This is a genomic window from Paenisporosarcina sp. P4_E4_2 (genome assembly GCF_056401595.1).
Genome location: NZ_JBFUJC010000041.1, coordinates 1 through 14,658 on the forward strand (window position 1 = coordinate 1; position 14,658 = coordinate 14,658).

General features: G+C 42.2%; 16 protein-coding genes. All 16 read left to right on the forward strand.

The annotated features are described in order from the left end of the window. Positions 1-919 (forward strand): SpoIIE family protein phosphatase (locus AC1DSB_RS05365; protein WP_477586020.1); only part of this gene is annotated, 919 nt, incomplete at its 5' end. 26 nt (positions 920-945) lie between these two features. Next, on the forward strand, positions 946-2,334 hold the full coding sequence (gene tilS / locus AC1DSB_RS05370; RefSeq protein ID WP_477531812.1) for a tRNA lysidine(34) synthetase TilS: 1,389 nt from the start codon (positions 946-948) through the stop codon (positions 2,332-2,334). Between the two features lie 19 nt (positions 2,335-2,353). Continuing rightward, positions 2,354-2,896 carry a hypoxanthine phosphoribosyltransferase gene (gene hpt / locus AC1DSB_RS05375; protein WP_477531811.1) on the forward strand — a complete coding sequence of 181 codons (543 nt, stop codon included), beginning with the start codon at positions 2,354-2,356 and terminating at the stop codon, positions 2,894-2,896. A gap of 130 nt (positions 2,897-3,026) precedes the next feature. Continuing rightward, positions 3,027-5,033 (forward strand): ATP-dependent zinc metalloprotease FtsH, encoded by a 2,007-nt coding sequence (ftsH, locus tag AC1DSB_RS05380; RefSeq protein WP_016429938.1) that lies wholly within the window; start codon positions 3,027-3,029, stop codon positions 5,031-5,033. A gap of 278 nt (positions 5,034-5,311) precedes the next feature. Further along, positions 5,312-6,076 carry a type III pantothenate kinase gene (locus AC1DSB_RS05385; RefSeq protein ID WP_477531810.1) on the forward strand — a complete coding sequence of 255 codons (765 nt, stop codon included), beginning with the start codon at positions 5,312-5,314 and terminating at the stop codon, positions 6,074-6,076. A 16-nt stretch (positions 6,077-6,092) separates the two neighbouring features. Continuing rightward, on the forward strand, positions 6,093-6,974 hold the full coding sequence (gene hslO, locus AC1DSB_RS05390) for an Hsp33 family molecular chaperone HslO (RefSeq protein ID WP_477531809.1): 882 nt from the start codon (positions 6,093-6,095) through the stop codon (positions 6,972-6,974). Further along, the gene (locus tag AC1DSB_RS05395) at positions 6,958-7,896 is read left to right on the forward strand and encodes a peptidyl-prolyl cis-trans isomerase (protein WP_477531808.1); all 939 of its coding nucleotides are present in this window, start codon (positions 6,958-6,960) and stop codon (positions 7,894-7,896) included. Before hslO ends, AC1DSB_RS05395 begins: the two co-directional genes overlap by 17 nt. 123 nt (positions 7,897-8,019) lie before the next feature. After that, positions 8,020-8,946, forward strand: coding sequence for a cysteine synthase A (gene cysK / locus AC1DSB_RS05400; RefSeq protein ID WP_477531807.1), 927 nt, complete (start codon positions 8,020-8,022; stop codon positions 8,944-8,946). A gap of 223 nt (positions 8,947-9,169) precedes the next feature. After that, positions 9,170-10,588 (forward strand): anthranilate synthase component I family protein, encoded by a 1,419-nt coding sequence (locus AC1DSB_RS05405; RefSeq protein WP_477531806.1) that lies wholly within the window; start codon positions 9,170-9,172, stop codon positions 10,586-10,588. Next, complete coding sequence (gene pabA, locus AC1DSB_RS05410) at positions 10,585-11,178, forward strand: aminodeoxychorismate/anthranilate synthase component II (protein WP_477586022.1); 594 nt, start codon at positions 10,585-10,587, stop codon at positions 11,176-11,178. The genes AC1DSB_RS05405 and pabA overlap by 4 nt, the downstream gene beginning before the upstream one ends. Beyond that, positions 11,178-12,035, forward strand: a complete 858-nt coding sequence (pabC, locus tag AC1DSB_RS05415; RefSeq protein WP_477531804.1) for an aminodeoxychorismate lyase — start codon at positions 11,178-11,180, stop codon at positions 12,033-12,035. Before pabA ends, pabC begins: the two co-directional genes overlap by 1 nt. Further along, a complete protein-coding gene (folP, locus tag AC1DSB_RS05420) occupies positions 12,032-12,883 on the forward strand; it encodes a dihydropteroate synthase (protein ID WP_016429930.1) in 852 nt (283 codons plus the stop codon). The genes pabC and folP overlap by 4 nt, the downstream gene beginning before the upstream one ends. A 12-nt stretch (positions 12,884-12,895) precedes the next feature. Then, the gene (gene folB, locus AC1DSB_RS05425) at positions 12,896-13,264 is read left to right on the forward strand and encodes a dihydroneopterin aldolase (protein ID WP_016429929.1); all 369 of its coding nucleotides are present in this window, start codon (positions 12,896-12,898) and stop codon (positions 13,262-13,264) included. After that, on the forward strand, positions 13,261-13,779 hold the full coding sequence (folK, locus tag AC1DSB_RS05430) for a 2-amino-4-hydroxy-6-hydroxymethyldihydropteridine diphosphokinase (RefSeq protein WP_016429928.1): 519 nt from the start codon (positions 13,261-13,263) through the stop codon (positions 13,777-13,779). The genes folB and folK overlap by 4 nt, the downstream gene beginning before the upstream one ends. Next, positions 13,731-13,943, forward strand: coding sequence for a helix-turn-helix domain-containing protein (locus AC1DSB_RS05435; protein ID WP_016429927.1), 213 nt, complete (start codon positions 13,731-13,733; stop codon positions 13,941-13,943). Before folK ends, AC1DSB_RS05435 begins: the two co-directional genes overlap by 49 nt. 16 nt (positions 13,944-13,959) lie before the next feature. Further along, positions 13,960-14,658, forward strand: a 699-nt coding sequence (gene dusB / locus AC1DSB_RS05440) for a tRNA dihydrouridine synthase DusB (RefSeq protein ID WP_477586024.1), incomplete at its 3' end; no start/stop codon positions are given.

The following is a 14,658-nucleotide window of genomic DNA, read 5'->3' on the forward strand; positions in this document are numbered from 1 at the left end:
GCTGTCTGAAGAACCGGGAGCAAGGAAAATTGTATGTTGTTTACCGGTGAAACAAGCGGAATGGGAAACGAATCAAATGGTCGGAGAACGATTGATCATTCCTATTCTTCATGAATTATATGATGAACCTTTTGAAATTAGTCGTACAACTGAAATACAAGATCCATTTGCTCATATTCAAATTACATTCCAATCCGCAGTTAGATTCACATATGATTATGGGGTGTTTACAAGGTCTTTCCAGAATACGGTTTACTCAGGTGATGCTCATAGTGTCATTCCTTTGCATAGCGGGCTAGTTGCATTCGTATTATCGGATGGGATGGGGCAGGACATGGAAGCTTACCACGAAAGTAGAAAAGTCATTCGTTTGTTGCGTGAATGCTTGCAACATCAAATGAACCCTGAAACAGCGATGCATACACTACATTATGTCATGTCTCTTAAGCACCATTCTGACTTATATGCTACGGTTGACTTAGCGTTACTTGATTTACAACAAGGAAAACTTTGGTCATTTAAAGCAGGTAGCATGTCTACGTATTTGCTGAGAGGGAAAGACTGTGTGAAAATCGATAGTCAAAGTGTACCGATTGGGTTCCTACCAACCATGTCCGTTGATGCGGAAGAACGTATTGTAAAAGATGGAGATATTCTAGTCATGCTGTCAGACGGCATGTTCTCCCCAGAATACTCTTTGGAAGAACAAGAAAATGAACTGATTCGATTGATGAGAAAATATGAATCAACACCTACTGGTTCACTTGCTGATTTATTAGCTGCCGAATTCAGTCGCAAATATCCCGCCGCAGAAGATGATCGAACATTAATTGTTGTGAAAGTGAAGCACTCTGTTCCAGAATGGTCATTATTTTCACCGTCTTATCGAAATATTTCCCGGGAAAGAATGATAAAATAGAATAAAAGCAAGGAGGTGACAAGAAGTTGGATTTTCGGTATGAGATATTGACGTATAATCAGAAACATCAATTGATAAGCGGAGGGGATCGACTTCTTGTCGCATGTTCCGGGGGCGCAGATTCAGTTGCGCTCCTCACTTTTTTACATCAGCAAAAAGAAAATTTGGGAATTGACATTGGCTGTATACATGCAAACCATGGTCTGAGAGATGAAGAGTCCGACGCAGATGAACGTTTTGTAGAAACGTTATGCCAAAAATTAATTATCCCTTTCTATACCAAAACCTTGGATATACAAGAGATTTTGCAAAGTGAAAATGGGAACTTGCAAGATGTATGCCGTCGTGAACGTTATCACTTTTTTGAACAAACAATGAAAGAAAAAAAATATAACAAACTCGCAGTAGCACATCATGCTGACGATCAAGTGGAATCTGTATTCATGGGGTTGACGAGGGGTACTCGAGCAAATGGGATGTACGCCAAAAGAAGTTTCGGGACTGGTGAGTTGATTCGACCACTGTTATTCGTTACTCGACAGCAAATCGAACAGTATTTGAACATACAGCAGTATACATATCGTGAGGATTCAAGCAACCAAAAGGATACATACACGCGTAATCGGTTCCGCCATCATATTATGCCGCTGGTTCAAGAAGAAAACCCAAATGTGGCTATGGCTATCTCACATTGGACACTGCAACAGCAACAGGATGAACAGTTACTGCAAAAGTTTGCAGTGAAAGAATATGAGGGAATAATCATTTTTTCTTCCCACCATTCATTGGAGATTGACTTAAATCGATTCCGAGACATCGAGCTGGCTTTACAAAAAAGGGTCGTTCTACTACTATTAAACTATCTATACCCTAATGAAAAATTATGGTTAAGTCATTCACTTATTGATCAAATCCATAGCCAGTGTCTCGAACGTGACGGTTCAAGTGAGGTTCACCTTCCAAAAGGAAGAAAAGGATACCGCCACTACTCGACGATGCTTTTTTCTTTTGATGGTGCAAACTCTTCCGCCCCCACTTCCGCAACAACCATTGACATTGGTCAATGGCATTCTGTCGGATCGGATTTGCGGATAAAGTTATGTAACAGGGATGATGGATTTTGTTTTGAGGACGGATGGTATATAACACTTGAGCCAAGTGAGCTGCCAATTCGTTCGAGAGGAAGGTTGACGGGAGATCGATTGTTATTAAAAGGAATGAAGGAGCCCAAACGATTGTCACGTCTATTGATAGACGAGAAGGTGCCTCGTCAAATCCGTGATGACATTCGATTACTCATAACGCAGCAAGAAGAAATTATTGGTGTACCAGGGGTACGATTAGGTACACGTTTTACCACACAACCACATGATGGTTGGACACATAAGATTATGATTGAAAAAGAGAGCAACTAAGCTTGAGGAGGAACCCAAAATGTTAGAAAAAGATATTCAAGAAGTGTTAATTTCTGAAGAGCAGTTACAAACAAAAATTCGTGAACTAGGCGAAGTATTAACAGCTGATTACAGCGACAAGTTTCCACTTGCAGTCGGTGTGCTAAAAGGTGCAATGCCTTTTATGGCGGACCTAATGAAACGTATGGATATATACATGGAAATTGATTTCATGGACGTTTCCAGTTATGGAAATGCAACTGTTTCCTCAGGTGAAGTGAAAATCGTCAAGGACTTGAACACAAGTGTTGAAGGCCGTGATGTATTGATTCTAGAAGATATTATCGACAGCGGTTTGACTCTTAGCTATTTAGTGGATCTTTTCAAATATCGTAAAGCTAAATCGATTAAAGTGGTTACATTACTAGACAAACCTACAGGCCGTAAAGTGGATTTACAAGCAGATTACGTTGGTTTTATAGTGCCGGATGCGTTTGTAGTAGGATACGGATTGGACTACATGGAGAAATATCGTAACTTGCCTTACATTGGTGTTTTAAAGAAAGAAGTTTACTCATTTTAAAAGAGCGGACGAAAATCTGTCACGAATTTAATTATGGCATGTAAAAAGCAAGGCATATCGTTGTACCCTTTTTTCTGCGTATGATAAGATTATCAATAGTTTTTCTGTATATTTTGTGAGGAGGCTTGGGATGAATCGAATATTTCGATACACCATATTTTATTTATTAATTTTCCTCGTGATTATCGGGATTTTTGGTACGTTTAACAGCGGGAAAGAACCAACCAAAGAAATCGATTTAGGCGAGTTCATAACAGCGTTAGATAGTGGAGAAGTGAAAGAGTTTTCCATGCAGCCGGACCAAGGGGTTTATGAAATACGAGGCAAGATGAAGGATTATAAAGAAGACGAAGAATTCGTCACCAATATTCCTCCTGAAATGGAATCTCTTCATAAGAAAATTTCTGATGCCGCAGTAACAGAAGACGTAAAAATCTTGAAAGCACCTGAAACAAGTGGTTGGGTGCAATTCTTCACTGGCTTAATACCATTCATTATCATCTTCATCCTATTCTTCTTCCTGTTGAACCAAGCTCAGGGTGGCGGAAACCGTGTGATGAATTTTGGGAAAAGCAAAGCGAAATTATATGACAACGAAAAGAAAAAAGTACGTTTCAATGACGTAGCAGGTGCAGACGAAGAGAAACAAGAACTTGTTGAAGTGGTTGAATTCTTGAAAGACCCTCGCAAATTTGATGTTATCGGCGCGCGTATTCCAAAAGGGATTCTTCTTGTAGGTCCTCCGGGTACTGGTAAAACGTTGCTTGCTCGTGCAGTTGCAGGAGAAGCAGGCGTACCTTTCTTCTCAATCAGTGGTTCAGACTTTGTGGAAATGTTTGTTGGGGTCGGGGCATCTCGTGTGCGTGACCTTTTCGAAAATGCAAAGAAAAATGCACCATGTATTATCTTCATTGATGAGATTGATGCAGTAGGTCGTCAACGTGGAGCAGGTCTTGGTGGCGGTCACGATGAACGCGAACAAACCTTGAACCAGTTACTTGTTGAAATGGATGGTTTTGGTGCAAACGAAGGGATTATTATTATCGCTGCAACGAACCGCCCGGATATTCTAGATCCAGCTCTTCTTCGTCCAGGACGTTTTGACCGTCAAATCACGGTTGGTCGCCCGGATGTTAAAGGTCGTGAAGCAGTACTTCAAGTACATGCCCGCAATAAACCTTTAGATGAACATGTGGATTTAAAATCAATCGCACAACGTACACCAGGGTTTTCTGGTGCAGATTTAGAAAATCTATTAAACGAAGCGGCTTTAGTTGCTGCTCGTCGTAATAAGAAAAAAATAGATATGTCCGATATCGATGAAGCAACCGACCGTGTTATAGCAGGTCCTGCGAAAACGGGTAAAGTCATATCTACAAAAGAACGTAATATTGTGGCCTACCACGAAGCTGGGCACGTTGTCATTGGATTGACATTGGATGACGCGGAAATTGTTCATAAAGTAACCATCGTTCCTCGTGGGCAAGCAGGCGGCTATGCCGTTATGTTGCCAAAAGAAGATCGTTACTTCATGACAAAGCCTGAGTTACTCGATAAGATTTCAGGTCTACTTGGTGGACGTGTAGCAGAAGATATTGTCTTCGGTGAAGTGTCGACAGGAGCTCACAATGACTTCCAACGTGCAACAAGCATTGCTAGAAGTATGGTAACGGAATACGGAATGAGTGATAAACTCGGACCGATGCAGTTTGGTCAAGCACAAGGCGGAAACGTCTTCTTAGGTCGTGACTTCAACTCTGAGCAAAACTATTCAGATGCGATTGCATACGAAATTGACCAAGAAATGCAAAGTATGATCAAAGAGCAGTACGCCCGCACAAAAGAAATTTTGACGGAAAAACGCGACTTGCTTGAGCTGATTGCGAAAACACTTCTTGAAGTGGAAACGCTTGATGCTGGTCAAATTCTACACTTGAAAGAACATGGTACTTTACCGGTTCGTCCGCATGAAGTTTCAAAAGATGAAGCTGCTGACAAAAAAGATGATGTAGAAACAAAGGTTGACGTAGTGACACCAGATGTTACGGGTGCACCAAACGATCCATCAACTGCTGATTTACCGAAGGAAGAACCGACGGTTGAACCTACAGGTGACATAAAAGAAGATCGTAAATAATAGAGAAAACACTTAGAGCTGATTGACCTCCCTTCGCGGAAGTCAATCAGCTTTTTTATGCACGATGAGTTATGGTATGATGACTTACAGAAAAGCGGAAAGCGCAACTTTAGTTCGACTCCGACGGTGGAAGAAACGAATCGAAAATTTCATTTTCGAATAAGTTTCTGAAGCGGAGGTGCGAACTGGCGCATGTAGCTAGATCATGAAAAGCGGAAAGCACCACTTTAGTTCCACAAATTTAAGCAACTTATTAATGGAATATGTGAGGTACAACAATGATACTTGTTTTAGATACGGGAAATACGAATATTGTTTTGGGTGTATATGATAAAGACCAGCTCATTCACCATTGGCGCATGGAAACCGATCGTTACAAAACGGAAGACGAATACGGCATGCAAGTGAAGGCGTTATTTAACCATGCAGGTATCGAATTTAGCCAAATTCATGGAATCATTATTTCTTCCGTTGTACCGCCCATTATGTTTTCGTTGGAGCGAATGTGTCAAAAATACTTTGGCATTAAACCGCTTGTGGTAGGTCCCGGAGTAAAAACGGGCTTAAATATTAAATACGAAAATCCTCGTGAAGTTGGAGCTGATCGTATTGTTAACGCAGTCGCGGCAATCGATGAGTACGGCCCACCACTGATTATTGTGGATTTCGGAACTGCTACAACCTATTGTTATATAAATGAAAAAGGCGAATATATGGGAGGTGCAATTGCACCTGGCATCGGGATTTCCACAGAAGCCCTATTCGCAAGAGCATCCAAATTGCCACGCATTGAATTGACGCAACCTGATAATGTAGTCGGGAAAAATACGATTTCGGCGATGCAAGCAGGTATTGTTTATGGCTATGTCGGTCAAGTTGAAGGTATCGTAAACCGTATTAAAGCACAAAGTATGGAAGAACCGACAGTTATCGCAACGGGTGGATTGGCGAATTTAATTGCGGCAGAATCAACAGTAATTGACACGATTGATCCGTATTTAACATTAAAAGGATTGCACTTAATATATAAACGTAACCAATAAGAAAAGAGGACATACAATGAGTGATTATTTAGTAAGAGCATTAGCATTTGATGGCAAAGTGCGGGCATTTTCTGTGCGTACAACCGTTACGGTAGGGGAGGCGCAACAACGCCACGCAACATGGCCGACTGCATCTGCTGCTCTTGGCCGTACAATGACGGCTGGTGTCATGATGGGTGCCATGCTTAAAGGTGAGGATAAACTTACGGTAAAAGTAGAAGGTAAAGGCCCGATTGGTGCCATTATTGTAGATAGCAATTCAAAAGGGGAAGTACGTGGATACGCATCGAATCCGCAAACTCACTTTGATTTAAATGAACATGGAAAACTTGATGTCCGTCGTGCGGTTGGCACTGACGGTATGTTGACGATTGTGAAAGATCTTGGACTTCGTGATTTCTTCACAGGTTCAGTTCCAATTGTGTCAGGTGAATTAGGTGAAGATTTCACGTATTACTTTGTAGCATCTGAACAAGTACCTTCTTCTGTTGGATTAGGCGTTTTAGTAAATCCGGATAACAGCATTCTGGCTGCTGGAGGGTTTATTATTCAGTTGATGCCTGGTATTGAAGATGAGACCATTACAATTATCGAAGAAAAATTGAGTTCAATGGAGCCCGTTTCGAAATTGATCGCAAAAGGGTTGTCTCCTGAAGAACTTTTACAAGAGATACTAGGTAAAGAAAATGTCCAAATTCTTGACCAAATGCCAGTTTCATTTGAATGTAACTGTTCAAAAGAGCGTTTCGGCACAGCCATTTTGGGTTTGGGAGAAGCTGAAATTCGAGAAATGATTGAAGAAGACGGAAGTGCAGAAGCGCAATGTCATTTCTGTATGGAAACGTATCACTATTCAAAAGAAGAACTGGAATCTTTTATCGATGAAATTAAATCATAATAATGATCGTCGTCCGATGGATGGTCGACCTACTCAGAGGAGATTGAAAACAAAACCAGTACTTATCGTATTAGGTCTTTTACTGCTAGGTAATTTATTGTGGTTCATCGCATGGATGATTCCGAATCAAAAAACTGGTGGCGGTGAAGAAGTTGCATCCGTTGGTGGTGAGAAAATCACCCGTGAAGACTGGATGGTCGCAATGGAAGAACAGTACGGAAAAGAAACACTTCTTGAACTTGTAAATGGTAAAGTGATGGAAGCGGCAGCGGAGAAATACGAAATTGAAGTAACGGATAAAGAAGTAGATTTGGAAATTGCCTTGATTCGTTCTGCTCAGGATAGTACAAATTCACAAGTACATTCGCTCAATGACGATATGCAACGCAAACAAATGAGAGCGCAATTAATTTTAGATAAAGTGTTAACAAAAGATGTGGTAATTGAAGACGAACAAATTCAAACCTTTTACGATGAAAATCAGTCCCTGTATAATATCCCAACGACGTATCGGACGAGCTTGATTGTTTTGCAGTCTGAATCGGATGCACAGGAGACGCTAAAAGAACTTGAAAATGGTTCGTCCTTTGACGTGTTAGCTCGTGAACGTTCAGTTGACGTATCTTCAGCCAGCCTTGGCGGAGATATTGGCTTTATTTCGGAGGGTCAGGAGAATGTGGACTATTCAGTTGTAACGGCAGCTAGTAAACTGGAAATAGAGCAATATAGTGATCCTGTTCCCCTATCCGATGGAAGGTACGGCATTGTGTATGTGCAAGATATCGCAAAAGGGCGAGCTTTTTCATATGATGATGTAAAAAATCAGATTAAGAGAGAGCTAGCTTTGGAACAATTGCCACAATCTGTATCACCTGAAGCTTTCTGGAAAGAATTTGACACCGAATGGTTTTATGGTGAATAACATATACTTAAGCAGTTTTCTGATTCGTTCAGGGGGCTGCTTTTTGTTTGCGAAATGTCAGAAGAATTGGTAGAATTAAGGAAACGAAAACCAATTGAGTTACTAGGGATTAGGAGTGAGGAAATGACACGTGTGGGAAATTCAGTAGCTGATTTAGTGGGGAAAACCCCGATTGTGAAATTAAATCGTTTAACAGGACCTGAAGATGCAGAAGTCTATTTGAAGTTAGAATTCTTCAATCCAAGCAGTAGTGTGAAAGATCGCATTGCTCTTTCAATGGTAGAAGCGGCTGAGCGTGATGGGAAATTAAAACAAGGTGACACCATTATCGAACCGACAAGCGGAAACACAGGAATCGGGCTAGCGATGATTGCGGCGGCAAAAGGCTACAAGTCCGTCCTTGTAATGCCTGAAACCATGAGTTTGGAACGACGCAATTTATTGCGTGCTTACGGTGCAGATTTAGTGCTGACTCCAGGACCGGACGGAATGAAGGGTGCTATTGCGAAAGCAACTGAACTGGCTGAAGAAAATGGTTGGTTTATGCCACAACAATTCAATAACTTTGCAAACCCGGAAGTGCATCGTTTAACAACAGGACCGGAAATTGTAGAAGCTATGGATCAACTGGATGCTTTCGTTTCTGGTATTGGAACTGGCGGAACGATTACAGGTGCTGGTGAAGTGCTGAAAAAGAATTTCCCAGGCATTGAAATTGTAGCGGTTGAGCCAAAAGATTCAGCTGTTTTATCGGGTGGTCAACCAGGACCTCATAAAATCCAAGGAATTGGTGCCGGTTTTGTACCTGAAGTATTGAACACTGAAATTTACGATTCTATCATTCAAGTCTCAAACGAAGATGCCTATGAAACTGCGCGTAAAGTGGCACGTGAAGAAGGAATTCTGGGTGGGGTTTCTTCGGGGGCAGCTGTTTATGCGGCACTGGAAGTAGCACGCAAGCTCGGAAAAGGAAAAAAAGTATTAGCAATTCTTCCTTCGAACGGGGAACGTTATTTAAGTACACCATTATACCAATTTGATGAACAATAATAATGGCAGAGGAGAGAGCGGAGACGTTCTCTCTTTTTTGTGCCTAATAAAGTATCAGCTTATATTAAAAACTTCCATTCTTTCATGAATCCTGACACAAAGGAAACCATTCTTTCAGCGCCGGTGTCGAGCTTAAGTGGCACTTTACGCTTTTATTGTGGCTTTCAATAGGTCTTTCACGATAAGATGAAAGCGATAATTGTTTTTCAGGGGGAGACCGAACATGCGTGATGTTCAACTACAAACAACTACGATTTCTTTAAATAAAGATGAATTTTACTATGCCTATAAAGAATTAACGCAACATGAATCCTACCACATTTTGATGGAAAGCGGCCGTGGAGGGCACTACAGCGTTGCTTCCTGGAATCCGCTTGCAGTCGTTGAATCAACGGAAGACGGATTGCGCATTGAATGGCGTGATGGAAAAGTGGAAGTGCGGCAAGGTGAAGCGTTGCAATTGGTCGAGGAATTGGTAGCTGAATATCAATTTGCACATATTGACGAGCTGCCAGATTTCCAAGGTGGTGCAGCAGGGTTCATTACGTACGATTATGCTCGTCAAATCGAAGCGTTGCCTAACGACACAGAGGATGACTTGCACATTCCGGATCTGTACTTCTATTTACTTGACCAATGGGCGGTATTGGATATTGAAAAAGAACGTGTGCATGTTATGCATTTGCCAACCGTTTCAGTCGATTTGCAAGTTGAAAGTAACAAGTGGATGGAAGCTGCAAAAAAAGGCATCGCTTCTAGGATGTTTTCACCAGGTGCAGCAACCGAAGTGCTGGAAGATCATACTGAACTGCATGTGTCGATGACGGGGCTTGCTTTTGAAGAAGCTGTGCGTCGCATTCAAACATACATCGGACAAGGGGATGTATTCCAGGTCAACTTATCTGTACGTCAGTCGAAAGCGTTGTCTGTTTCACCGGTGACATACTACGAGGCATTGCGTTCTTTTAATCCCTCACCTTATATGGCGTTCATCCAATCGCCTGAATTTGCGGTTGTGTCAGGATCACCGGAATTACTGGTGAAGAAAAAGGGAGACGAGCTGTCGACACGTCCAATTGCTGGAACGCGTCCTCGCGGGAAGAACGAACAAGAAGACGAGCTTCTTGCAAAGGAATTGATCGATAACGAAAAAGAACGTGCAGAACACGTGATGCTAGTGGATTTAGAACGCAATGATTTAGGACGAGTGTCTGCGTACGGTTCTGTGGAAGTAAACGAGTTTATGGTCATTGAAAAGTATTCGCACGTGATGCATATCGTCTCGAACGTTCGAGGAACACTTGCTGAGAATACGTCAAATACAGAAGTGATCCGAGCGGTGTTCCCTGGAGGAACCATCACGGGAGCACCAAAAATCCGCACAATGGAAATCATCGAAGAACTTGAACCGGTACGACGTGGTTTATATACGGGATCGATCGGATGGCTTGGTTATACAGGAGATTTGGAATTCAATATCGTCATCCGTACAGCATTTGTACAGGATGGCTTGGCGCATATACAAGCAGGAGCTGGAATAGTTATTGATTCTAGTCCTGAAAACGAATATATCGAATCGCTAAACAAAGCAAAAGCGCTTTGGCAAGCAAAAGCAATGGCGGAAGGAGTGGGCAATAAATGATTTTAATGATTGATAACTACGATTCTTTCACTTATAACTTGRTCCAGTATTTCGGTGAACTCGGCGAAGAGCTACTTGTTAAACGAAATAACGAATTGACCATGACGGATATTGAATCGTTAAATCCGCAAATGATTGTTGTCTCTCCAGGACCATGTACACCAAATGATGCAGGCGTCAGTTTAGAAGTCATTACGCATTTTGCCGGTAAAATTCCGATTTTCGGTGTGTGCCTTGGCCATCAATCCATTGGACAAGCATTCGGAGGCAATGTCATTCGTGCAGAACGTTTAATGCATGGCAAAACTTCTCCAGTTCATCACGATGGAAAAGGTGTAAATGCGGGGATGCCCAATCCATTTACAGCGACGCGCTATCATTCCTTGATTGTTGAAAAAGAATCTCTTCCTGATTGTCTCGAAGTGACTTCTTGGACTGCAGAAGGTGAAATAATGGGGCTTCGTCATCGTGAATATGCAGTCGAAGGTGTCCAGTATCACCCCGAATCCATCATGACGGAAGCGGGTAAACAATTGCTTCGTAATTTCATTGAAACGTATTGCCATTCGGCAAAGAAGCAGGAAGCGTAATGTGGGCTTGGATGAATGGGGAATTTGTAAAAGCGGAAGAGCTACGCATTTCTCCTTTTGACCATGGCTTCCTCTACGGCTTAGGGTTTTTTGAAACATTCCGTACGTATGATGGAGAGCCTTTTTTGCTTGAAGAGCATTTGAAGCGGTTGCAACTTGCGCTCGATGAATTTCGAATGATAATAAAATTAGATATAGGCACGCTGACATCTGTTATTCAAGGGTTGAACGAGCGCAGCGGCGGAGAAGATGGCTATTTCCGCATGAATGTTTCAGCTGGTGTGCATGATATCGGTTTAGCGCCAGCCGAGTATGAAAAACCGACGTTAATTTTATTTAGAAAAGCACTGCCGCCGATGACGCGAGGAAAAGAAAAGTCGGCGGTATGGCTGGAAACGCATCGTAATACACCGGAAAGTGGAATGCGTCACAAATCACATCATTATGCCAACAACGTCCGTGCTCGCTTGGAACTTCCTTCACTAGCTGAGAAGGAAGGTTTCTTTTTGACGGAAGGTGGACATGTTGCAGAAGGCATTACCTCCAATATTTTCTGGGTTCAAGAAGGTGTACTGTATACTCCCTCACTGGAGACGGGCATATTAGCGGGAATTACTCGTGACTGGGTGTTGCGAGAAGCAACTGCACTCAACTTGCATGTAGAACAAGGGCTATTTACTCCAGATAGGCTGGAAGCGGCCAGCGAAGTATTTGTTTCAAATGCGGTACAAGAATTGGTACCAATTCGCCAACTTGGATCAAGATTTTTTGATGGAAAAGATGGGTTAATCTATACGCAGTTACATGAACTTTATGCAAAACAAGTGGAACGGGCAAACAAGGAGCGATTTGAGTGAATTTAATACATTACACAAAACTGTTCGAAGTGAATGGGATGGTATTTGATTTTCATAACGAAACGATTGTCATGGGAATACTGAATGTGACACCTGATTCTTTTTCGGATGGTGGACGTTTTAACGCTATAGAAGAAGCGGTTATTCATGCGAAAAAAATGGTGGCTGATGGAGCGAAAATAATTGATGTCGGTGGGGAATCAACACGCCCTGGTCATGATGCCGTAAGTGAAGAAGAAGAAATTTCACGTGTTATTCCTGTAATCGAAGCGTTGGTGCGTGAACTGGATGTGGCTATTTCGATCGATACGTACAAAGCGAAAGTGGCGGAAGCTGCCATCCTTGCTGGAGCTCATATTATCAATGACGTGTGGGGAGCGAAACGTGAACCTGCAATTGCTGAAGTGGCGGCAAGACTTGGCGTGCCGATTTTATTGATGCACAATCGTGATAACACGGAATACGCAAATTTCTGGCCGGATGTACGCAAGGATCTGGAGGAAAGTGTGCAAATAGCTAAAGATGCAGGCGTTCCTGATGAACAAATTTGGTTGGATCCCGGCATTGGATTTGGGAAAACGACCGAACAAAACATATGGATGATGCAGCATTTACAAGAAGTAGTGGAAATGGGATATCCCGTGCTGCTTGGTACATCCCGTAAGTCCATGGTTGGCAACATTTTAAATTTGCCTGTTGAGGAACGTTTGGAAGGAACCGCAGCAACCGTTTCCTTCGGTATCATGCATGGATGTCATATGATGCGTGTACATGACGTGAAAGAAATCGTTCGTACAGTACGCATGATGGATGTATTGACTGGTAAACAACCATATATAGAACGTTAAGGGGCGAAATAAATGGATTATATTCATGTGAACGATATGGAATTTTGGGGCTATCACGGTGTGTTTGCTGAAGAAACAAAACTCGGTCAACGATTCCGTGTAACCTTATCATTGGCAGTGGACTTACAGGAAGCTGGTCAAACGGACAATCTTGAGAAAACCGTTAACTATGCAGAGGCATTCTTTGTTTGCCAAAAGATTGTAGAGGGTGAACCTGTGAAGCTTGTGGAAACGGTGGCAGAGCGAATCTCACAAGAAATTTTGACGAAGTTTGAAGGGATTGTAAAAGGTTGCAAAGTGATGTTGATTAAACCTGATCCCCCGATTCCTGGGCATTACCGTTCGGTAGCTGTTGAAATTACGCGAGGTACATATGTATGAATACCGCCTATCTTTCGTTAGGGTCGAATTTAGGTAATCGTTTCGAGATGTTGCAAGATGCGGTTAAAATGCTGCAAATGGAGAACGATTTAGAAGTCACTGCAGTGTCGTCGGTTTATGAGACGGACCCAGTCGGTTATACTGAGCAAGCATCTTTTTTAAATATCGTCGTTGAAATCAAGAGTCCATTAACTGCGGATGAAATCCTTTTTATTTGCCTGGAAACCGAGCAGACTCTAGGGAGAATTCGTGAATTTCGTTGGGGACCAAGGTGCATAGACCTTGACATTTTGCTCTATAATGATGAAAATATAGTGTCAGAGAAACTGACTGTCCCTCATCCACGAATGCATGAACGAGGGTTTGTTCTCGTTCCGTTGATGGAATTATTGCCTGAAGGCATACATCCAGTAACTGGTGTGTCTTTTCGCAAGTATGCAGAAGGACAGAAAGAAGGCGTTCACGTATGGAAAACAATCGATGGGGTAGACGCATTCGTGCGTTTAGAAAACTAAAAGCGATGAAGCAACTCGACTTTGCCAAACAAATTGGAATGTCGACATCTATTTTAGGGCAAATCGAGCGTGGAACTCGAGTACCAACACAACAACAACTAGAAACAATGGCATCCGTGCTGAATATAGAGGTAGAAGAGTTAATGGGTGAGACAAATTCATAAGAAAGGAGGATGAACAATGACTAGAATGAGTGAAAAGCCTTTTCAAATCGGTAAACACATCATGGATAACCGTGTAGTATTGGCGCCGATGGCAGGTATTTGCAACTCGGCATTCCGATTGACCGTTAAAGAATTTGGCGCAGGACTTGTTTATGCTGAGATGATCAGCGATAAAGGAATCGTGCACAAAAACGAAAGAACAATGAACATGCTATACATCGATGACAGAGAAAATCCGTTGTCATTACAAATTTTCGGCGGTGACAAAGAAACACTTGTTGAAGCTGCCAAATATGTGGATCAAAACACAACGGCTGATATTATCGATATCAATATGGGTTGTCCGGTTTCAAAAATCATTCGATGTGAAGCGGGAGCTAAGCTATTGCTTGAACCAGAAAAGATTTACGAGATGGTTGCGGCGGTTGTAGATAACGTGAAGAAACCCGTGAGTGTGAAAATGCGTACTGGCTGGGATCTAGATCATTTATACGCAGTTCAAAACGCACAAGCAGTTGAACGTGCGGGTGGTTCAGCTGTAGCTGTTCACGGACGTACACGTGTACAAATGTATGAAGGTCATGCTGACTGGGATATCATTCGCCAAGTAAAAGAAAACGTCAACATTCCGGTTATCGGTAATGGTGATGTTGAAACACCTCAAGATGCGAAGCGTATGCTAGAGGAAACTGGCGTTGATGGTGTTATGATTGGT

Excerpts from the sequence above, each read along its gene's own strand:
- hpt (WP_477531811.1), top strand. The coding sequence starts at position 2,354 with ATGTTAGAAAAAGATATTCAAGAAGTGTTAATTTCTGAAGAGCAGTTA.
- ftsH (WP_016429938.1), top strand. The coding sequence starts at position 3,027 with ATGAATCGAATATTTCGATACACCATATTTTATTTATTAATTTTCCTC.
- AC1DSB_RS05385 (WP_477531810.1), top strand. The coding sequence starts at position 5,312 with ATGATACTTGTTTTAGATACGGGAAATACGAATATTGTTTTGGGTGTA.
- hslO (WP_477531809.1), top strand. The coding sequence starts at position 6,093 with ATGAGTGATTATTTAGTAAGAGCATTAGCATTTGATGGCAAAGTGCGG.
- AC1DSB_RS05395 (WP_477531808.1), top strand. The coding sequence starts at position 6,958 with ATGAAATTAAATCATAATAATGATCGTCGTCCGATGGATGGTCGACCT.
- cysK (WP_477531807.1), top strand. The coding sequence starts at position 8,020 with ATGACACGTGTGGGAAATTCAGTAGCTGATTTAGTGGGGAAAACCCCG.
- AC1DSB_RS05405 (WP_477531806.1), top strand. The coding sequence starts at position 9,170 with ATGCGTGATGTTCAACTACAAACAACTACGATTTCTTTAAATAAAGAT.
- pabC (WP_477531804.1), top strand. The coding sequence starts at position 11,178 with ATGTGGGCTTGGATGAATGGGGAATTTGTAAAAGCGGAAGAGCTACGC.
- folB (WP_016429929.1), top strand. The coding sequence starts at position 12,896 with ATGGATTATATTCATGTGAACGATATGGAATTTTGGGGCTATCACGGT.
- folK (WP_016429928.1), top strand. The coding sequence starts at position 13,261 with ATGAATACCGCCTATCTTTCGTTAGGGTCGAATTTAGGTAATCGTTTC.
- AC1DSB_RS05435 (WP_016429927.1), top strand. The coding sequence starts at position 13,731 with ATGGAAAACAATCGATGGGGTAGACGCATTCGTGCGTTTAGAAAACTA.